Raw genomic sequence first — 20,965 nt, 5'->3', positions numbered from 1 at the left:
TCGTACGTATCGATTGAAATAACAATTTACCAGGTTCGTTTGCTCATGACTTTGTCCAGCTCCGGCCGGGTCATGGTGCCCAGCTCGGGATGTTGCCCCAGCCATTTCAGGAATTCCGTCTTAATCTCGTCGGTCCACTGGCTGTCGATCTGGCCGGTGGTGTAGCGGTTTGATTTCACCATTTCGAAGCCAAACTGATCTTTACGGGTCACAAATTCGCAGGTGACAATCACCTGCTCGGCCATGTGCGCCGGTACGAACAAAATGCCTTCGCGCTGGGCAATCACCAGATCGCCCGGCAACACCATCGTGCCACCCATCCGAATCGGTGTGTTGAGTCCCATCAAAACCATTTCTTCCAGAAACGAAGGGTGGAAATCCCGCACAAAGGCATTAAATCCTTTGATGTTCTGCAATTCCTGCAAATCGCGGGCGGCTCCGTTGAAGACGACGCCGTTGCCGGTTTTACTAAAAATGGCGTTCCCCAACGTCGCTCCCACGAGCGTTCCTCCGCCGATTTTCCCAAAGCCGTCGGCCACGTACACATCACCCTTCGTCAGCGTTTCAATGGGCCAGGTGTTGGTATTTCCCTTGCGACCCTGTTTGGTGGTTCCGCGCTCCTTGATGTTTTTCTCCACATCCGGTCGGCTGGGCATAAACATCGCCGTTACGGCCCGGCCCACGACAATCACGTCGTCGTGGATGAATTTCCAGCCACCCTCAAACTGGTTCGTGTAGCCTTCGTTTTTCAAAACCGTCCAGGCATCGTCGATTCCGATTTTTTTAGCCCGTTCCACGAGCGCATCCGGAATTTTAGGACGCCCGTCGGGAAACCGTTCCCCCTTCCACTCCGACGTCAAAAACGTCAATTCTTCCTTCGGAATGGTTTGGGCAACCAACGAATGCGCGATAGATACGAGGGCAAGCAACGAAGCTAAAACGGTAACTCTGGATTTCATACGGGATCAATTAATCTATAAACAATATCAAATGTTAAATGAGTAATATTAAATGTAAAAGTGCTGGATTGAAAACTACTTTTACATTTAGGACTTACGTCTGATAATTCAATCACACTTTCGCTTTCTGCCCCTAAATCCCCTAAAGGGGACTTTTAACATCCAGATTAAGCCGCGTCCAAGTCCCCTTTAGGGGATTTAGGGGCAGAAAGCGAAAGTCCTAATATTTAATATTACTCATTTAACATTTATTATTTCCTTTCTTTTCAATGTTCTTTCGCCAGATAGGCGTCGATATCTTTCTGGGTAATCGCCAGTTTTTTAGGGTATTTGCCCACCCAGGCTCTGAATTCATCTTTGATCTTGGCCGACCAGTCGCCGTGAATCTCGCCCGAGGGGTATTTTCCCTGCTGCAAAAGTACACGTTCAAATTCATCCCGCAAGGCCGTCATCTCCGAAGCCGACACCAGCCCTTCGACCAGGTGCGCCGGAATGAACACCACGCCGTATTCGTTCGCAAACACGACATCGCCCGGAAAAACCGTCACCTCACCGACGCGAATCGGCGCATTAATGGACGTCGGGGTCATGTCTTTGATGTATGACGGATCGTGCCCTTTCACCCAGGCGTTGAACCCCTTGGTGTCTTTTAATTCCTGCATATCCCGAACCGACCCGTAGAAAATGACACCCTTCCCGGTTTTGCCGTAGATCGCGTTGCCGAGGCTAGAGCCAATCAGCGTCCCATCTTTAATTTTTCCGTAGCCGTCGGCCACATACACATCGCCTTTGGTCAGAATATCGATCGGCCAGATGTTGATACCGCCTTTTTGCGACCGCCCTTCGGCTTTGCCCTGCTTCCTCACCAGGCTGTCGAGGTCGGGCCGGGTTGGCATAAACTGCGCCGTAACCACCCGCCCGGTCATGGTTTCACCGGGTTTGAGAATGACCCAGTTTTTCTCGACCTGATTACGGTAGCCTTTGTTCCCCAGATAGCCCCAGATTTGCTCCAGCGTACAGTTTTGCAGCCGCTCCAGAACCAGATCCGGCACATTGGGCCGGCCATCGGGCAGACGGGTTCCTTTCCAGTTCGACGTTAAGGCGGTAACCTGCTCAACCGATGAGCCAACCCGCTGGGCCTGGGCCGTCAGACTTCCCGAAAGGGCCATTGCCAGTACTACAAGTGTTCTCTTTATCATCGCTTTTTAAGGGTTGCCGGTCAGCAAAACTGCACGCAGATGCTGCACCCGGAAAGATTAAGGAATTAGAAAAGTCAAAAAGGTCTACTCATAAAGACAGGAGGTTGGGTAAAATACTGACCCAGGCGGCTGGTGTAAAAAAATAGGCCACCAAAACGGAAAAATGAGGTTTTTCATTAACTTTCTCAATAAATTGAATTATATCCAGACTGAAGTTTGCTTTTCTATGTGAAGACCGATTGAATGAAATAGTATTACCTAAATCCAGTTAAACGCATGAAAAAAATTCAACACTTACTTGATTTATTGAAGAAGTACCCGGCACCGACAGCCGCCGAACCCCGTCTGGTAGGTCCGTCTTCCGGCGTCGACCGGCGTGGTTTTCTGCGCAACTCGGCTCTGGGCGGTCTGTCGATGGGAATGTTGTTCGACGGAAGACCGGAGCGCGAACTGGAGTTTATCACCCAGAAAGTAAAGCGCGAATCGAAACCGTCGGATCTCAAGATCACCGACATGCGCATTGCGGTTTTGCAGGGCGTTCCTTTTTCGAGCCCCATCATCCGGATCGATACCAACCAGGGCCTGGTGGGCTGGGGTGAAGTGCGCGACGGTGCCAGTGCCAATTACGCGCTCATGCTGAAAAGCCGCATTCTGGGAAAAAACCCGTGCAATGTCGAGCAGATCTTCAAACAAATCAAGCAATTTGGGAATCATGGCCGGGCAGCCGGGGGCGTCTGCGGGGTCGAAATGGCCCTGTGGGATCTGGCAGGCAAAGCCTATAACGTGCCGGCCTATCAGTTGCTGGGCGGTAAATACCGGGATTACATCCGGCTCTACGCCGATACGCCCGAAGGCAAGGATTACGACGAATTTGCCAAACATATGGTCCGGCGCCGGGATCAGGGCTATACGTTTCTGAAGATGGACTTCGGCATCGGAATGCTGGCCGATACGCCGGGTATGCTGGTCGGTACGAAGAACTGGAATGTCAAGCAACAATGGAATGATGCCAAACCGGGGCTAATGGGCAATTATGCGCAGACCAAACACCCGTTTACCCGCATTCAGGTGACGAAAAAAGGCATCGACGCGCTGGCGCTGCACGTTAGCAAGGTCCGGGACATTGTGGGCTACGACACGCCACTTTCCGCCGACCATTTCGGACACTTTGACGTTAACACCGCCATTCAGATTGGCAAAGCCATGGAACCGTTCCGGCTGGCGTGGCTCGAAGATCTGGTGCCCTGGTTCTATACCGATCAGTGGAAACAAATCTCGGATGCCATCGAAACGCCAACATTGACCGGTGAAGATATTTTCGCCAAGGAAGAGTTTATCAAGCTCATCGATGCCAAAGCCATCGACATGATTCACCCGGATCTGGCTTCATCGGGCGGTTTGCTGGAGACGAAAAAAATCGGAGATTACGCCGAAGAAGCCGGGATTCCGATGGCCATGCACTTTGCCGGTTCGCCGATCTGCATGATGGCCAATATCCATTGCGCGGCTGCGACCGAGAACTTCGTCGCGCTGGAACACCACGGCGTCGATGTGGACGGCTGGGAAGACATTGTAACCGGGATTAAACCAATCGTTGAGAAAGGCTTCGTGAAAGTACCCGACAAACCGGGTCTGGGCGTTGAGCTCAACGAAGAAGTTGCCAAGAAATTCCTCCGGAAAGGCGCAACCTGGTTTGCCCCCACCGATAGCTGGAACACCCGCGATTCGTCGGACCGGGATTGGAGTTAAGAGTGAAGAGTGAAGAGTGAAGAGTTGGCTGACGCATACACAACTCTTAACTCTTCACTCTTAATTCTTAACTCTTCACTCTTAATTCTTTAATAAAATCTGCATCCGGTCGGCTTTTGCAATTTTCCGGCGAAAATCGACATAGTCGGAATAGGTTTCCGGCGCATACAGACCGGCTTCAACAACCAGCCTGCGAATGTATTTCACGGTATTTCCTTCCACCTTCACGGATGCCTGATAACTCCCGAAACGCGATGTGAGCTGAATGGGCTCGAACACATACTCAACGCCAAGACCGGCCGGTAGCTGACAAATTACCGTGTCGGTATCGATGTAACCGGTAGCAAGCCGCAACTCCGCCGTTCGGTGATCGGTTTGAATGGGGAGAGTTTGAGCCGATGGTAACTGGTTAGGAACAAAAAATAGACGGTTTCCACTGCGCGTAGCGCAATTAGGCAATTCAATAACCATCCGTTCAATAAAGGTTGGCAATGCACTTTTGTCTTCCTGAAACGAAAAAGACAAAATCGTAAAATTCGGTATTCCAAACTGCCGATAGAGCCACTGCCGCTGATCGTCCGGGTTGGCAGCACGCATGACGGATTCGACCGACTCTGACTGAATACCGGTATATATCGTCCTGACATCGGCAGTCGCCTTTCCTAACGCATCCAGTCGTATGGTTGCCGAGCGGTTTTGTCGGTTATGGACCGGGAGGTAAACCGGAGTCCGAACCAGTTTTCCACCATCCGGCGTCAAAACCAACGCATGCCGGTTGTCGGTAAAACTACCAACATAGCCGGCTGGGGCGTGTTGATCCGTGCATTCCAGCCAAAGGGTATCCTTCGCCAGGGGAACGCACAAAAACATGTGGTTGAACCGCGACGCGGGAAAATCAGGTAACACATCCGCCGAATGCTGGCCTGCCGACACCAATGCCCGAAAGGACGGAATACCCACTGTTTTTAGCAACGCATACGTATAGTTCGTCAATGCTTTGCAGTCGCCGTAGCCCTTCTCGGCCACTACGGAAGCCGGAAACGTTTGCCATCCGCCAATGCCCAGTTGGATACTTATATAGCGCGTGTGTTGCTGTACAAACCCATATATTTTCTGAATCTTCTCCTTCACATCGGTTTCATTGGCAACGAGTTCCAATACCTGCTGCCGCAGCGATTCGGGGAGTTGATCACGGCCCTCATTCAGCTCATAGTGAAACCGGCCCAGTTCCTGCCAGGTAGTCATACGGCCTTTACGGGTCTCCAGTTCAAACTCATCCGGTGCGGTCAGTACACCCGGCCCCCGATTGGTATAATAGGGAGCCTGGACCTCCTGTTCATGTATTTTTTGTTGCTTCAGCTTCCAGGTGTAGGTCCGCCCCGTTGAAGTCTCAACGACTTCGGGAGTCGGTAAGTGATTCAATGTTTTGTAGCGCAACGTCTGCCCGACCGGTACAATCATCCGAAACTGGGCCGACTCCAGCGCCAGTTTATCATCGCTCAGTGGAAACCAGGCCGGATACAACATCGTATTCTGCGTGGTGGTTTCGTAACGAAATTCGACGGTAAACGGATAATCCGCATACGTAAAACCGGCCGATTTCATCCGGCTGTCTTCAAATAATGAAAAATTACTGACCCAGCTCAGGTCCTCGATGTCGCTTCGTTTTAGCCGCCGAATGACCTTCCCTTCTGCATTGTATAAGATTCCCTCGATACTGCCTACTTTTGAAAGTTTTGTATACGGAATTTCAATAGAGGTGTACGATTTTCCTCCTTCGTTCAGAATGGTAACAGCATAATGGACGGTTTCAACCGCTTCAGAACGCGTCCTGACCTCGAATGTATGTTCATAAAGCCGCATGACCACCGCGGCCCCCGTCGGCAAACCGGCGGGAATGGTTGCAACGGAAAAAGGCTCCCCGGCCCCGGCTGCCATACTGATTAACCAACAAGCTACCAAGCCGATTAACTGCTTATTTTTCATCTGTCTTTTTCAGTACAACCTGCTCGGCGTGTTTGGCAATGACCTGGTTATAAAACTCCCGCAGTGAGTGATATTCCTCCGGACTAAAAACGGCTTTATTAAAAACCAATCGACTGGCAACCTGCAAACTACCTCCTTCTTTCTGAGTCATGAACGTAAAACGCCCGGCATTACCCGGTAATACTAACGCTACATTTTTAGGTAGTTCCTCTACACTATAGCCTTCAGGCAGCGAGTAGATCGCTACAAATGACTTTTCGATAGGCACTCCCATGTCGACCGGAAACCGGCGTTCGGGCGATTTAAAAGGGTTTTGCATCAAGTCAGTAATCGGTAACGGACGCAGAAATAAACAGTTGCCGATTCGGCTCACGCCCTCCGACATCGTGACGTTCCCTTTGATGGTCAGCGGCAGATCGCTGGAGTCCGCATGTTGCACTTCCAGCTTGCTCCACTGCCAGTCAGGGTTACGGCTTTTAAATTCCTCTCTAAACTTTTCCAGACTCATTTTCCGCAAGCGCTGGCGACTATCGGCGGCCGCATAACCCGTGTGGGTGATGCTGATCGTTCCATCGAGTTGACCTTCTCTCGTCATTTTCAGCAGGAACTGCCCCGTTTCCCGACGTTTTTCAACCGGCGTAAGCGGTATCCAGCGAGCCTGTCGGGTATGGATGAGCCGTCCGTCACCGTTCAGGCAGCGCACGGGGAGTACACCCGCTCTCAGGCCCGGTTCACACACATCCAGCAGAAGGTCTTTTCCGGCCAGGGTCACCACGGCAACCACGTAGTCGAACCGGGAAAGCAACGGATAGTCTTTACTTAGTGTACCATTCTGTTTCGTACTTAGAATAACCGGATAAGCTTCCAGATCCATTTCCCGCAACAAGCCGACCAGCATCAGATTCAGTTCTGCGGTGTTCCCGGTTTTGGCATCAAACGCATTTTTGAGACTGTTTCTAGTAAGAATAGAGCGGTGTCCATTCCACGTCATCACCTGGTGAATATATTGATACGCTGCCGTTATCTGTTTCAGGGTGTCGGCCGATTGGCTCTTCAGAGCGGAAGCGATTTCTTTCAGAAAGCTGGTTCGGTTCAGGGCCAGCCCAAACTGGCCATAGGATAATAGAAACTTATCGAGGTCTTCCCACTTTTTAGCAAAGTTCTGGGGGCCTACCTGAGTAGGTAAAGTCGTTCGGATCAGTTCAAACCAGACTTTGGCGCGGTAATTATCGGGTGTTGCCATAAAATCTTCCTCCTGCAACGCCACCAGGTCTTTCATCGCCCAGCGGTACTGAATGTCACTACCCGATTGCTGGTTTTTGTCAATTACCAGCGATTCGTATCCCTGAAAGAGAATACGGTATTCAAATCCCGGTATCAGATTCAGATCATACTGACTCCAGCGGACCGGAATATCGCGCTGAAAATTCCATTCACGCAATTCAAACACAAAATCGGAGGAAAGCGTATACCGGAATTCAATCACGGAACCTACGCGGACGTTCGGTAGTGTGAAGCGCTTGATGTACCTTTCTTCCGTTCGGCGCTCCTCAAAAATGGCATCTTTCGCCAGTTTATCCACTTTTATGGAGCCATCCGCCAACTGATTATGGGTCATGCCTTCAATGTCGCTTATTTCCTCATGAAGATCGACGCGGACGCGGTGAAAAGGAATCGTCACCGTAGCTCGGTCAAAGGCACTTTTTTTTAGAATTTTAATTCGAACATGACGCTCGTAATATACGTAATAGCCTCGGGAATCATTCTTCGTAATAGAGGCTTTACCAAGGTCTGACAGCACAACGGCTTCCGCCGACGAATCGGCAGGATAAACCGTCATTTTCAAATCATCAAAATTCACCTGCCCAAAAGTGATACTACTATTCTGGGCGAATGAACAATAAGAAACCAGAAGGTAAGCTAGAGCCAACCCGTAGTTAATACGGCGAAAAAAAATCATACAAGTACGGTATTTATACTCAAACAACCCCGCCAAACTACGAATTAACCTATTATCAAACAATTGCTATTGTTTTTTATACGTCTTCTCCCCCGCTTCCACCGCTACCGCTAAATGGTTGTCTTTGGGTGGAATCGGACAGGCATAGCCATCGCTGTAGGCACAGGACGGATTGTAGGCTTTATTAAAATCGATCACCACTTTCCCGTCTTTGATATCCCCCATCCGCAGGTCCATGTAACGCCCGCCACCGTAGGTTTTTTGGCCATTGGTGGCATCTTTAAACGGCAGAAATAAATAGTCGCGGTATTGGGGCAAACGCGCCAGTTGCAGGCTGCGGTAAACCGTCAGGTGATGCGATTTTCCCTGAATACGGAACGTCAGGACGGCATATGGAACGTAGCTTTTTTTCTGACCGTCATAAGTAGGCAATTCAAACGGCTCGGCCTGGGGCGTTCGCTGAACCGTGGCTTCAACCCGATAGGTAGAATCGGGGTCGTAGAAGCGGAGATTTTTTAAATCCTCCTTTTTTAACGGACTCTTCGGCGCTTTCAGGAATTCGGCTTTATAATTTTCCCGATGCGCCAACAACTGTTGGGTATACGTCGACTGAGAAAAGCCGGAAAGGTTCGCTACAAGAGCGAACAACAATCCGGCCATCCGAAGCTTATTCCTCCGATTCATCAGAGGCCGCTGTGCGTGGTGTTTGCTGGTCAGAAACGAGTTCGAAACCGGATACACCATCACCATACTCATACGGTTTGATCGTGAATGTATATTCATGATCCTGAAAATTAAGCCCGATTTTCTGGAAGACTCCTTTCAGGGGAATGGAATAACCACGACCGGTTTTGGACAATTCAAACGCTTCACCATCACCGGCTTCCGTTGGAATCAAATACAACGCTTTTACGCCTTTGCGACGGTTAACCGTTCCCACTTTGTAGTGGGGTTTCGAGGGATCGATACTCAATCCCTCCATTAGTTTTTGGGGGAAAGCCAGGCGACCGGTTTTGGTCACAGACGTCGAAAACGAAGTCTCTTTCGGTGTTACTTTGGGTGCTTCATCCGTATTGTCTTCCGGTGAGAAGAAACGGATTTTGTTCGGTTTTACCTTCATTGGGTGTGTTGAAAAATGTTTGCCCACAAAGCTATTCAATTCTGTTTAATTTATTTCATTTTTATTTAAATCGATTGGCATTAAAAATGGCTTCTCTAATAAATAATTAATCTCATTTAGAAGCTGATCAACGATTCACATGATAAATTAGCCCAACGAAACGGTCTCTCTTCCGGCAAAATATATGTCTGGTAATACACTGGTTCCACCCGATCGTTTCAGGATAAATACGAAAAAAGGCCGAATAAATTTCTCTAAAGACGGTTTAAAAAGCGCAGCTTTTTTTCAACATGGATTATGTTATCGTTTCATCACTACTTGATCATTCATTAATTAGCGAAACCTCCCACCATACTAATTTTGGCCATTATCCCGCAAATCAGGATTCATATTCCGTATAGGAAACCAAAAAGCGAATGCGCTGATGCCGTATTTCCGGGTCACCCGTTCCGGCCCTTTGGATAATATTCAGGATAATTGAAAACACTTTACCCGGAATCGTGAGTTTTACAGTCAGAGTCTAACAAAACATCTCACGCAATAAAGCTCAACGATCATGAAAAAAGTAAGTTTATTTCTGCTGTTAGTATTGGGGACGTACACCTTCCAGGCTTGTAATAGTAGCAGCAACAAGGACAGCGCGGAACAGGCCGAAGAAGCCAATGACGAGAAAGATATGCCCGAAGATGATTCCGAATTTGCAGTGAAAGCAGCCAGCGGGGGCATGATGGAAGTGGAACTTGGAAAGCTCGCCGAACAGAAAGCCGTGAATCCCAAAGTGAAGGAATTTGGTGCCATGATGGCCTCCGATCATGCCAAAGCCAATGAGGAATTAAAAACCCTGACGACCTCCAAGAACATCACCATACCGGCAACCCTGAGCGAAGATCATCAGAAACATGTGGACGATTTAAGCAAACTCTCGGGAGCAGAATTTGACAAAGAATACGTTAAACTGATGGTCGATGACCACAAGGAAGATATTGACCTTTTTAAAGATGCTTCTTTCAACGCCAAAGACCCGGATGTAAAAGCGTTCGCAGGAAAGACCCTTCCAACCCTGCAAAAACACTATGACGCCATCAAAGCGATTCAGGACGCGATGTAAAGCCACAAAAAGTCGGTTAAAAAAGGAACGCAGGGCGACTTGCGTTCCTTTTTTATTTCTTTGTTGTATCTTGGAAATTCGTCGGCGCTGTCCTACCCGGGCAATTTTACGGGAGTAGAAGGGCTCTTTGACGAACAGTTTTAACTTACTCCTAAACACCTTGCTGTATATGAAAAAAACTACGTTTCAGGTGCTGCTGTTCCTGATGGTTTTGCCTGCTTTGGTGGTTGCCCAAACCGGAAAAGTACTGGACAACCAGTCATTAAAAAGTAAAATTCTGAAGAGTGACCGGAAGTTTGCCATCTATTTACCCCCCGACTACGAAACTTCGCAACGAACCTACCCGGTGCTGTATCTGCTGCACGGTGCCGGCGACGACCACACGGGTTGGGTACAATTCGGCGAGGTCCTTCACATTGCCGACCGAACCATTGCGGAGGGCAAAGCAACCCCCATGATTATCGTGATGCCGGACGCCAATACCGGCCGGCGTGGATATGAAAATGATGTAAAAGGGGAATGGCGTTACGAAGATTTTTTCTTCGAGGAACTAATGCCTTTTGTTGAAAAAAACTACCGAATCAAAGCAGAAAAGCGGTTTCGGGCCATTTCCGGCCTGTCGATGGGGGGCGGTGGTACTTTTACCTACGCGCTCCACCACCCCGAATTGTTTTCGTCGGCCTGCCCGCTCAGTGCAGCCACGGGGCCAGTCTCAACCGAAGATGCCAAAACCCGGCTGGCCCGAACCAACCAGACGGCAACGGACGACGAATTGCAGGCTTATTTTAACCGCCAAAGTGTGTTGAATCTGGTCAATACTATACCTGACAATCAGAAAAAAGCGGTTCGCTGGTACATCGATTGCGGTGACGACGACTTCCTGTATGAAGGAAATTCATTGGTTCATATTGCCATGCGTAAAAAAGAAATTCCACACGAATTTCGGATTCGGGATGGCGGCCACACCTGGACCTATTGGCGTGCGTCTTTGCCGACGGTTTTAGAATTTGTTTCGGCCGCTTTTCACCAGTTTTGAGTTGCGGCAAAAAAGTAAACTTTATTATCAAAATCATATGGTAATAAATACTCAAAAGAAAACCGTTATTCTACCAACTGGTTTCCTTAAACCGTCCTTTATAATCTGGAATTATGCTGGAAAACGGATCAATCAATGTGAATAATTATGTGGCCAAATAAGTCACATCAGTAACTTGATGACATTCATACACTTTCATTTTTCCTGCACTGTAGAAACCCTGCCTGTCTTATAAATCCTGACCAAATCATTCCGCGCTTAACGTCGGCGGGATGCTCTTATTGTTCAGGAGGGAATAAAATCATTCTTGGTAAACGATTTCAGGGTATAAACGACGGCAATCTCTGCATAAAACCGTCGTTTATACCCTCAAGGCCGGGGTAAAAAAGTAACTGATGGCAGCCCAAAATCCGCTAAATTCCCCGTTTCCCCTGTGCTGTACCTTCACTTTTTTTCTCTTTTTAAGGACGCCGGCATTGCTTCCGAAAACAGCCCGCGGTGTCGCTTTCCCAGACTTCGTCTTGCAACCCTTGTAGCGCAAAAAGAGACTTCGTTTTCCGTCTGACTATCAATCCCTAAGCGACCGACGCGCGTCAAATCTGCTCGCCATTCGCCAGATGGAACACCAACAACAATTCCCGGCCGGGTCGGCGTCAGCAAACACCGGCCAAAACCCTCATGTCCCGCGTTCCAAAAGATTTACGAAAAAAGGACTCTAATCAGAAGTGTCTAACCCACCGGCCTAAGCCGTGTTAATTTTGAAACACAGCCTATTCGCCCCCGTTTTCTCCTTGTATTTCTGTGAGAATAAGTGTTATTTTGCGGGTCAAATTTCTGCGTAAAACTAACAATGGCTTTAATTAACAAGATCAGAGAAAAATCAGGCGTTGCGGTGGGTGTGATTGCCGTCAGCTTGATTTTATTTATTGTAGGAGGTGATCTGCTCGGTCCGGGAAGCCTGTTTGGCGGACAGGACCAGACTGTGGGTGAGATTGCCGGTCAAAAGATTTCGTATCCGGAATTCAATGCGAAAGTCGATGAAGCCCGGGCCGCTTATGAGCAACAAACCGGTCGCCCCGCTACCGAACAGGACCAGGTTCAACTCCGCGACCAGGCCTGGAATCAGTTCATTTTAGACATTGCCTATCAGAAAGAATACGATGCCCTCGGTCTGTCGGTAACGCCCGAGGAACTGGTCGATATGGTGCAGGGTAACTACATCAGCCCCGCCATCCGGCAAACGTTTACGGACCCCAAAACCGGCTCTTTCGACAAAAATACCGTTATCAATTACCTGAAAAGCCTCAAAACGCTGCCCGCCGAACAACAACAGGCCTGGGCCAATTTTGAGAAAAACCTTAGCGCCGACCGCACCCGGACCAAGTACGAAAACCTACTGCGGTTATCGTCGTTCGTCACAACCGCCGAAGCCCAGAAAGAATACCAGGCCCAGAACACCCGTGCCAACGCCAAGTTCCTGCTGGTTCCGTATTACTCCGTTCCGGATACGACGGTGAAAATAACCGATGCCCAGTTGCAGGAATACCTGGACAAGCACAAGGACGAATACAAGAGCATCAATAGCCGGACGATTCAGTATGTAACCTTCCCGGTGGCGCCGTCGAAAGAAGACAGTACGGCTTTATACGATCAGATTAAAGCGCTGGCCCGTGGTCTGGCAACGGCCACGAACGATTCATCGTATGCCCGTATGAACTCCGACATTCAGGCTCCGTTGTACATGACGCTTGGCGAAATGCCCGAGCAATTGAAAGCCACGGTCGGCACGTTTGCTCCGGGTGGTGTATACGGTCCTTACAAAGAAGGGAACACGTATTTCATTTACAAGTATGGTGGCGTTAAAAAGGACACCAACTTCACCGTTCGGGCCAGCCACATTCTGATTCGGGCTGCCGGAAGCGATTCGGCCAAAGCCGCAGCGCGGATCACGGCCGAAGGTATTCTGCGTCAAATTCAGGGAGGGGCCAGCTTTGAAGCCCTCGCCCAAGCCAACAGCGCCGACGGTTCGTCGCAGCAGGGTGGTGACCTGGGATATTTCAAAAATAACAACCAGATGGTGAAACCGTTCCAGGATGCGATTTTCGGCTTCAATGGCACCGGTTTGATTCCGCGTCTGGTTGAAACCGAATTTGGCTACCACATCATCAAAGTAACCGAGCCGAAAACGAATACGTTGTATCGGATTTCGACGATCGGTAAAACCATCACCCCGAGCCAGGCAACCCGCGATGAAGTGTATCGCAAAGCAGAGCAGTTTGCCACGGAAAGCCAAACCAAGGAAGCGTTTGACGAAAACGTGAAGAAAGACAAAACACTGGTGGTAGCCACCGCCGAACGGATTCCGGAAAACTCAACCAGCGTCAATGCGCTGGGGAACGCCCGTGAACTGGTTCGCTGGGCGTTCAACGACGACACGGATGTCAACGACGTATCCTCGGCGGTTGAAGTGGATGATCAATATGTCGTGGCGGTTTTGACCGGCGAAACGTCCGAAGATGAAGTGAAGATCGACAACTTCCGTCCGGAGCTGACCGCGAAAGTTCGCAACCAGGTGAAGGCGGAACAGATCATTGCCAAACTGAACAGTGCGTCGGGAACCCTCGAGTCAATTGCCCAAAAATACGGTGCCGGTGCGCTGGTCGAGGAAGTCCCCGACCTGAACCTGGCCAACGGTTTTCTGAAAAGCGCGGGTGTCGATCCGGTGGCCGTTGGTAAAATCTTCGGTTTGAAAAACGGCAAACGGTCGAAGCCTTTTGCGGGCGATGCCGGTGTCCTGATCGTGGAAACCACCTCCGTTACCCCCGCCCCAACGGTAGCCGATTACACGGTTTATAAAACCCAGCTTCAGCAAAACGCCAGCAGCCGCACCGGTTTTATGATCAACGAAGCCATTCGTGAAAACGCCAAGGTGAAAGACCGCCGGGCGAAGTTCTATTGATTAGATCGATCTTAAGCAACAAAAAAGGCTTCCTGTTCGGGAAGCCTTTTTTGTTGTTTGCCCCCCACCCCCCTAAAGGGGGAGCTTGGAGTGCGAGAAAACTCCCCCTTTAGGGGGGTGGGGGGCAAACAAGCGCAGAACCTAACAACCCTGCCCTTCAGGAGTTTGGGGGTAACTCTTTCAAAAACGCCACCAATTTGGCAAAGGCCTTTCCCCGGTGGCTGATGTCGCCTTTCTCCTCCATGTTCATCTCGGCAAAGGTGCGATCGTGACCGTCGGGTTGAAAAATGGGGTCGTAGCCAAACCCGCCGGTGCCGCGTGGCTCAGTCAGAATCTGCCCTTCGGCAACGCCCTCGAACGACTGATACTGCCCATCGATGACCAGCGTGATCACCGTCCGAAACCGCGCCCGGCGATTGGTCTGGTCTTTCAGGTTGGTCAGCAGCAAGTTCAGGTTGCGTTCGTAGCTGCGCGGGTGACCGCCATAATAGGCCGAGTGGACGCCCGGTGCGCCGTCCAGCGCATCCACTTCCAGGCCCGAATCATCGGCAAAGCAATTGACGTGGTAATGGTCCCAGACGTGTTCGGCTTTCTGGCGGGAATTGCCGGGAATGGTGTCCTGCGTTTCGGGAATTTCTTCAAAACAGCCAATATCCTGCAAGGTTTTCAATGTAAACTGGTCGCCCAGCAGAGCCGCGATTTCGGCCAGTTTGTTGGCGTTGTTGGTGGCGAAACAAAGCGTCATAGAAAATGGGTTAAAAAAATAGGCTGCCTTTAGCAAGGCAGCCTATTGATCTGGAAAGATTGTTTATTTAGCACTAACGACTTCTATATCAAATGCGAGCGAAGCATAGGGAGGAATGGGAGCCTTGCCTAACTGCCCATACCCAATGGTAGATGGCAGAACGATCGTCGCTTTTTCACCTTCCCGCATTTTTACCAGGGCTTCATCCCAGGCGGCAATAACCGCACCTGTTCCGATGTTGAAATCGGCCCCATCGGCATTGGCATCGAATTGATTGCCATTCAGCAGGGTACCTTTGTATTTGATTTTTACCGATTGCCCTACTTTCACGAGGGCCGAATCAGGATAGGCTTTTGTCAGCAGAAACCGGAGACCGGAAGCGGTTTTTTCGGCCGCCGTCAAGCCTTTGGCAACCAGATAATCCTGAATCTGTTCTTCTTCGGTCCGAACGCTGACCACCGTAATGTCGTACCGGACGGGCGTATAAGCCGGGAGGAGTAAATTACCGCTCTTGTTGTCGGTCGGGTCGTAGGGTGCCAATACGATGCCTTCTTCGCCTTCTTTCAGCAACTGCAAGCCGTTATAAAGCCGGGCCGTAATCGTTCCCTGCAAAGGTGCTCCAATCGTGACCGTACTCGGCTTTTTGGCGAAGGTTTCGGAACTGTCGACAATAACACCATCCAGACGGCGCTGTACAAAGTAGAAACGAACTTCGTCGCCCACTACCGGAGTCTGGCCGGTCGGTACGGATTTCGTCTTAGCAAGGTACAAACCGGTTGCATCATCCTTAGCGGCCGGGAGGTTTTCTTGAGTAATATAAGCCTTAATTTCCTCCTCGTTTTCGCGTCGTTTGCGATCGTTCAGCGCTTCGCCCGGATCCGGTGCACAGCCCACCTGTGCGATCAATAGCCCAATCAGCGAAACAGCAACGCTCCATTTCAGCCAATTTTTCATTCCTGCCATCTCATTCGTGTATCTAAATACGCTTTTACTCAACTTCTATTAATAAACAACGAACCCGATACGAATCTGGTATCGGGTTCGTTCACAGATTTCGGGTATTGATTACCGTCCGCCCTGCGGCATTTGGGGCATCTGCGGGGTCGGGGCGGCTCCTTTTTTAATATCGATCAGTTCCACATCGAACATGATCACGGAGTTTGGCGGAATGGCACCCGGTGCGCCTTCTATGCCGTAGGCCAGGCCCGACGGAATAATCAACGTTCCTTTGCCTCCTTTTTTCAATTGACGAACCCCTTCATCCCAGCCCGGAATAACGGCACCCTGACCCAGCGGAAAGTCAATACCGGCCTGCGTCTGCGGATTTTTGTCGGAGCTGTCGAACACTTTTCCGTTCATCAGTTTCCCGGTGTATTTTACTTTCACGACGTCACCCGAGCCCGGGTTTGCGCCCGTTCCCGGTTGCGTAATGACGACATACAAACCGGATGCGGTTTTCTGCCCGGCCAGTTTGTTCTTGGCTACGTAATCGGCAATGGTTTTGTCGTCGGTGCCTTTCTGCTTTTCCCGAAGCGATACTTGCGCTTTCTGGAATTCTTCCATCGACTGGATATCAATCACTTTGATGGTATAGGCAATGTCGGAGCCTTTGGGAATAAACGGCGGCAGGGGTTGCTGCGACCGGCCGGCAATCGAATCGGCGCTGACATAAATGGTAGCACTGTCGCCTTTGCTCAACAGAGCAAGCCCTTCTTCGAGGCTGCCTTTGAATGTCGATGCCTGCAACGGCTGTTTCACGGGCGCCCCGTTCTGATAGCTGCTGCCCAGCGTCGAATCCTTACTGTTTTTGACCGTTAAATTAAAGGTCATCACGTCGCCGACTTTCGCTTTACGCGTATCTTCAACATCTTCGTGAAACTTGTACTTCAAGCCGGTTTCGGTTACTTGCACCCGGTTGTTGTCGCAGGAAGCCAGTACCACGACCAGCAGAGAGAGTTTACTAACGGTTTTGATAGTCATGAAATTTAGTGTTTGTAGTTCGTAGTTTGGTTTTAGAATTTGTGGTTAACTACACACCACAAACGGAACTTGGTTTAGTTGACAAAAATAGTATATGGTTCACGGTTTTCCGTATTCGGTTTACGGTGGCTGACGCATTCGTATTCTCACGCCAGCCACCGTAAACCGAATACGGAAAACCGTGAACCTATCTCAAACCGACTCCAGCAATTGCTCCTGATACGCGGGCAATACACTCAGTAGTTTTTGTTCTGTTTCCTTGAGCGTCAGCGTTGTCCGGCCACCGGCGGCATTTTTATGTCCGCCCCCGCTGAAATGCTGGCTGGCCAGGTCACGCACCGAAAAATCACCCACCGACCGGAACGACATTTTCACCTCGTCTCCCCGATCGATCAGAATGGCCGCCATAATGACGCCTTCGACCGCCAGCGCCTGATTCACCAGACCTTCCGTATCGCCCATTTTCGACCGGAACCGCTTCAGTTCCGCATCGGTAATGGTGATGTAGGCAAACCGGTATTCCGGCAAAACCACCAGCTTTTCTGATAACGCATAACCCGTAAACCGCAGTTTGTCGAGCGAAACGTTGTCGTAAATCCGGCGGTGGATGGGACTCACTTCAATGCCGATATCGATTAATTCGGCAACCACCCGATGCACGTCACCCGTGGTGCTGGCGTGCCGGAACGAGCCCGTATCGGTCATAATACCGGCATAAAGGCATTCGGCCATCCCCACATCGACGAGTTTTTTATCGCCAAACCGGTCGATCAGTTGAAACACAAGCTGAGCGGTTGCTGCGGCTTTGGTATCCCAATAGGCAAAATCGGCAAATGACTCCGGTTCCAGGTGATGATCGATCATCACCTTTTTGGCGCGCGACTGCCGCACCATTGGTTCCAGATCCCGAATGCGGTTGAGCGCTGAGAAATCCAGGCAAAAAATAACGTCGGCCTGTTCGAACAGTTGACTGATTTCGACCCGTTTCTTTTCGTCAAATACCAGCACGTCGTCGTTACCGCTCAACCAGTACAGGTTTTCGGGATAATCGGTCGGTGTGATCACCGTAACATGGTGGTTCCGTTTTTTCAGATAACCCGCCAGGCCCAGCGACGAGCCCATGGCATCGGCATCGGGGTTTAGGTGGGTGGTAATCAGCACCGTCTGGGGCTGGTCAATCAGCGTACGGATAGCGTCGAAGTCTTGCATTTATGAATTACCCCGGGTGAACGGGCAGGTATCAATTCGCAAAATTACGAAGAATTGTTCTCTAATCTTTATACCTTTGGAGCCAAATAATATTTTGTTTCACTCCCTGATGACGACCAACCGTACGTTCACGATGATTAAACCCGACGCCGTGGCGGAGGGGAATTCCGGTGCAATCATTCAAATGATCGAAGAAGCCGGATTTCGGATTGTAGCCGTAAAGAAAGCCCTGCTGACGAAAGAGCGGGCCGGACAGTTTTACGCCGTTCACAGCGAACGCCCTTTTTACAACGACCTGTGCGCCTATATGTCGTCCGGAGCCATCATTCCGATGATTCTGGAAAAAGACAATGCCGTGGCTGATTTCCGCAAGCTGATTGGTGCCACCAACCCGGCCCAGGCCGAAGAAGGAACCATCCGGAAACGGTTTGCCAAGTCGATCGAAGCCAACGCCATTCATGGCTCGGACTCCGACGATAACGCGAAAATCGAGGGCGATTTCTTCTTTGCAGGTATCGAGCAGTTCTAATTGCTAATGGGAACGTGGATTGAACGGATGGAGCGGATTAAAAATGATTTATCTGTTTTTTATCCGTTCAATCCGCTAAATCCGTGTTCCCATCAATTTTTCGAAGTATTGACAAAAATGCGTCAGGGCGCATTCCGAACATTTCGGTGATCGGGCGACGCACACGTACCGTCCGTGCAAAATCAGCCAGTGGTGGGCCTTGGGGACGTATTCTTTCGGGATGTATTTCACCAAAGCCAGCTCAACCGCCAGGGGCGTCGTAGCGGTTTTAGGCACCAATCCCAGCCGGTGCGACACGCGGAAGACGTGGGTATCGACCGCCATCGTCGGCTGATTAAAAATGAGGGACGCAATGACGTGAGCGGTTTTTCGACCCACCCCCGGCATTTTCTGCAGGTCGTCCACTTTCGCCGGGACTTCCGATCCAAACTCCTCCGTCAACACTTTTGCCATGCCCACCAGGTGCTTCGCCTTGTTGTTCGGATAGGAAACACTCCGAATGTAACCAAACACCTCATCGACCGACGCTGCCGCGAGCGATTCCGGTTCAGGAAACCGTTCGAACAGCTTCGGTGTCACCTGATTGATCCGTTTATCGGTGCATTGGGCGGACAAAATAACCGCCACCAGCAATTCATACGGATTGCGGTAATGCAATTCGGTCTCCGGTTCCGGGAAATGGGTAATGAAGTAATCGAGAAAATAGCGAAACCGTTCTTTCTTTAGCATACAGCAAAGATAACTCCCTCTGATCAACTCTGATTTCCTCTGATCACCTCTGTGTAACAACTTTAAAAATTATTACACAGAGTGGATCAGAGATTATCAGGGGTAATCAGAGAAAACAGAAACCCGTCAGCCTAACGGGATCAGGCTGACGGGTTTGCCGCGTAATTTCTCGAATAATTCAGGATATTTTGAACGGTGCGTTCGGCCGGCTTGCGTTCGATTTTGTTCATCAAACACTTGATTTCGAGCGTATCTAAATAGAAGCTCATCAATTCCGGCTCTGCCATGAGGGCGTCTTCGATCAAGAGGTTTTCCTCGGTGGAAGTCTCTTCGTAGACATACCGGATTACGTCATCGTTGGTAAAAATTTGTATCATAGTATGGGGAACGTTTGCTTAACTGCTTACGCAAATTAATTAAAGCATAACGCATTCTCCCCAATGCCGTATTGATACTGACTCCGGTTGCATCGGCGATTTCCTGGAAACTCATTTCCTCGTAATGCCGCATAATCAGAACCTGACGTTGCTGCTCGGGCAGCCGTTGAATCAGCTCACGCAGATGTTCATGTGTTTCCTGCCGAATCTGCACCGACTCGATGGAGTCTTCGGCAAATTCCAGCGTATTAAACACATTACTACCATCTTCAAACACTACATTGGGGTAGCGTTTTTCTTTCCTAAAAAAGTCGATAGCCAGGTTGTGAGCGATCCGAATAATCCAGGGCAAAAATTTACCCTCTTCGTTGTACTTACCGGATTTTAATGTTTCAACGGCCTTGATAAAGGTGTCCTGCATTAAGTCTTCGGCAACGTACTGGTCCTTTACAATCAGATAAATCGTGGTATAAACTTTCGATTTGTGGCGCTGAACCAGTTTTTCGAAGGCTTTTTCACTACCGCGGATGTACAGGGATATAAGCTCACTGTCGCTAACCTGCAATTTGTCCATTTTCAGTAATCAGTTAGGTAACGTAGAGCTTTGTATCGATAGTGTGTGAGCGTTGGGATTTTTAGTGAAAGATCTGATTGGTTGTCTCAAAGTAAAATATTTTCATTGTACTTTGCAATAGGCGGAAAAATTATTTTCATACTAATCAGTCAAAATACAACACTTTATTGTGTGAATTGTAAAAAAAACTTTAATTCCTGATCATTTATACATTTCTGCCTTATTCAATGATTCATTTGTATTTTTTTAACCAACTACCTGGATAGACCCAAAATGATGCCAAAGGGTTTAAACCGGCCGAAATTCTTTCCTTACAATTCGGGTAGCACTCCTGAGATTTTTAACAGAACTTTGTAATTCTTACTCATATACGAAATTCGCCATCGGTGCGATTGAATCCATTCTCATGAAATTTAAGAAACACGTTTTTATTTGTGCCAATCAAAAACCAGCCCCCAAAAAAAGCTGCGGAGAAGCCCACGGCCTGGCGCTCGTCGATGCGTTCAAGGAGGCCTTGAAACAACGCGGTTTACAAATTGATATCCGCGCCCAACGCGCCGGTTGCCTCGACACCTGCGCCCTGGGGCCGTCGATGGTGGTGTATCCGGAAGGAACGTATTACGGCAATGTACAACTTTCGGACGTCGAAGAAATTGTAGAAAGCCACCTCGTCAATGATCAACCGGTGGAGCGACTGGTGCTCCCGTTTTAAGAGTTCAGGGGTCAGAACGTACCGGCCGGGCGGT

The 20,965-nt window shown here is 49.6% G+C and carries 19 protein-coding genes; 6 read left to right on the top strand and 13 right to left on the bottom strand.

What is annotated here, in order from left to right:
• Positions 1-26: 26 nt before the first annotated feature.
• Positions 27-959, bottom strand: a complete 933-nt coding sequence (locus ACS5NO_RS09165) for an RraA family protein (RefSeq protein WP_439414858.1) — start codon at positions 957-959, stop codon at positions 27-29.
• A 266-nt stretch (positions 960-1,225) separates the two neighbouring features.
• Positions 1,226-2,158, bottom strand: a complete 933-nt coding sequence (locus ACS5NO_RS09160; protein ID WP_439414857.1) for an RraA family protein — start codon at positions 2,156-2,158, stop codon at positions 1,226-1,228.
• 276 nt (positions 2,159-2,434) lie between these two features.
• Between ACS5NO_RS09160 and ACS5NO_RS09155 the strand changes: the two genes are divergently transcribed.
• Positions 2,435-3,907, top strand: a complete 1,473-nt coding sequence (locus ACS5NO_RS09155; protein ID WP_439414856.1) for a mandelate racemase/muconate lactonizing enzyme family protein — start codon at positions 2,435-2,437, stop codon at positions 3,905-3,907.
• Between the two features lie 81 nt (positions 3,908-3,988).
• Here ACS5NO_RS09155 and ACS5NO_RS09150 read toward each other — a convergent pair whose 3' ends face one another.
• The 4 genes from ACS5NO_RS09150 to ACS5NO_RS09135 form a co-directional block, all read right to left on the bottom strand.
• A complete protein-coding gene (locus tag ACS5NO_RS09150) occupies positions 3,989-5,845 on the bottom strand; it encodes a DUF3857 domain-containing transglutaminase family protein (RefSeq protein WP_439414855.1) in 1,857 nt (618 codons plus the stop codon).
• A gap of 37 nt (positions 5,846-5,882) precedes the next feature.
• A complete protein-coding gene (locus tag ACS5NO_RS09145; RefSeq protein WP_439414854.1) occupies positions 5,883-7,733 on the bottom strand; it encodes a DUF3857 domain-containing protein in 1,851 nt (616 codons plus the stop codon).
• 186 nt (positions 7,734-7,919) lie between these two features.
• Positions 7,920-8,441 (bottom strand): DUF1684 domain-containing protein, encoded by a 522-nt coding sequence (locus ACS5NO_RS09140; RefSeq protein WP_439414853.1) that lies wholly within the window; start codon positions 8,439-8,441, stop codon positions 7,920-7,922.
• A gap of 79 nt (positions 8,442-8,520) precedes the next feature.
• A complete protein-coding gene (locus ACS5NO_RS09135; protein WP_138990068.1) occupies positions 8,521-8,973 on the bottom strand; it encodes a hypothetical protein in 453 nt (150 codons plus the stop codon).
• 556 nt (positions 8,974-9,529) lie between these two features.
• Here ACS5NO_RS09135 and ACS5NO_RS09130 point away from each other — a divergent pair.
• The 3 genes from ACS5NO_RS09130 to ACS5NO_RS09120 all read left to right on the top strand — a co-directional run bounded on the left by ACS5NO_RS09130 (position 9,530) and on the right by ACS5NO_RS09120 (position 14,076).
• Complete coding sequence (locus tag ACS5NO_RS09130; RefSeq protein WP_138990069.1) at positions 9,530-10,081, top strand: DUF4142 domain-containing protein; 552 nt, start codon at positions 9,530-9,532, stop codon at positions 10,079-10,081.
• 169 nt (positions 10,082-10,250) lie between these two features.
• The gene (locus ACS5NO_RS09125; RefSeq protein ID WP_439414852.1) at positions 10,251-11,117 is read left to right on the top strand and encodes an alpha/beta hydrolase; all 867 of its coding nucleotides are present in this window, start codon (positions 10,251-10,253) and stop codon (positions 11,115-11,117) included.
• 850 nt (positions 11,118-11,967) lie between these two features.
• Positions 11,968-14,076: a peptidylprolyl isomerase gene (locus ACS5NO_RS09120; RefSeq protein ID WP_439414851.1), complete on the top strand. Its 2,109-nt coding sequence runs from the start codon at positions 11,968-11,970 to the stop codon at positions 14,074-14,076.
• A gap of 157 nt (positions 14,077-14,233) precedes the next feature.
• On the opposite strand, the gene rdgB is transcribed toward ACS5NO_RS09120, so the two are convergent.
• From rdgB to ACS5NO_RS09100, 4 genes are all read right to left on the bottom strand, one after another.
• Positions 14,234-14,821 carry an RdgB/HAM1 family non-canonical purine NTP pyrophosphatase gene (rdgB, locus tag ACS5NO_RS09115; protein ID WP_439414850.1) on the bottom strand — a complete coding sequence of 196 codons (588 nt, stop codon included), beginning with the start codon at positions 14,819-14,821 and terminating at the stop codon, positions 14,234-14,236.
• Positions 14,822-14,884: 63 nt separating this feature from the next.
• On the bottom strand, positions 14,885-15,775 hold the full coding sequence (locus ACS5NO_RS09110; RefSeq protein ID WP_439414849.1) for an FKBP-type peptidyl-prolyl cis-trans isomerase: 891 nt from the start codon (positions 15,773-15,775) through the stop codon (positions 14,885-14,887).
• A 111-nt stretch (positions 15,776-15,886) separates the two neighbouring features.
• A complete protein-coding gene (locus ACS5NO_RS09105) occupies positions 15,887-16,801 on the bottom strand; it encodes an FKBP-type peptidyl-prolyl cis-trans isomerase (RefSeq protein ID WP_439414848.1) in 915 nt (304 codons plus the stop codon).
• 192 nt (positions 16,802-16,993) lie between these two features.
• Positions 16,994-18,010: a DHH family phosphoesterase gene (locus tag ACS5NO_RS09100; protein ID WP_439414847.1), complete on the bottom strand. Its 1,017-nt coding sequence runs from the start codon at positions 18,008-18,010 to the stop codon at positions 16,994-16,996.
• A 109-nt stretch (positions 18,011-18,119) separates the two neighbouring features.
• Between ACS5NO_RS09100 and ACS5NO_RS09095 the strand changes: the two genes are divergently transcribed.
• Entirely contained in the window at positions 18,120-18,539 is a 420-nt protein-coding gene (locus tag ACS5NO_RS09095; protein WP_114405442.1) for a nucleoside-diphosphate kinase, read from the top strand.
• Positions 18,540-18,614: 75 nt separating this feature from the next.
• Here the strand turns inward: ACS5NO_RS09095 and nth are convergent, their stop codons facing one another.
• The 3 genes from nth to ACS5NO_RS09080 form a co-directional block, all read right to left on the bottom strand.
• Complete coding sequence (gene nth / locus ACS5NO_RS09090; protein WP_439414846.1) at positions 18,615-19,268, bottom strand: endonuclease III; 654 nt, start codon at positions 19,266-19,268, stop codon at positions 18,615-18,617.
• Between the two features lie 140 nt (positions 19,269-19,408).
• Positions 19,409-19,645: a hypothetical protein gene (locus ACS5NO_RS09085; protein WP_150876519.1), complete on the bottom strand. Its 237-nt coding sequence runs from the start codon at positions 19,643-19,645 to the stop codon at positions 19,409-19,411.
• A complete protein-coding gene (locus ACS5NO_RS09080) occupies positions 19,620-20,219 on the bottom strand; it encodes an RNA polymerase sigma factor (protein WP_114405445.1) in 600 nt (199 codons plus the stop codon). Before ACS5NO_RS09080 ends, ACS5NO_RS09085 begins: the two co-directional genes overlap by 26 nt.
• 406 nt (positions 20,220-20,625) lie before the next feature.
• Between ACS5NO_RS09080 and ACS5NO_RS09075 the strand changes: the two genes are divergently transcribed.
• Entirely contained in the window at positions 20,626-20,931 is a 306-nt protein-coding gene (locus ACS5NO_RS09075) for a (2Fe-2S) ferredoxin domain-containing protein (RefSeq protein ID WP_138990079.1), read from the top strand.
• Positions 20,932-20,965 lie beyond the last annotated feature (34 nt).

The sequence above is a fragment of the Larkinella fluvii genome (assembly GCF_051857545.1).
Lineage (GTDB): Bacteria > Bacteroidota > Bacteroidia > Cytophagales > Spirosomataceae > Larkinella.
This window is presented reverse-complemented; position numbering and strand designations above follow the sequence as displayed.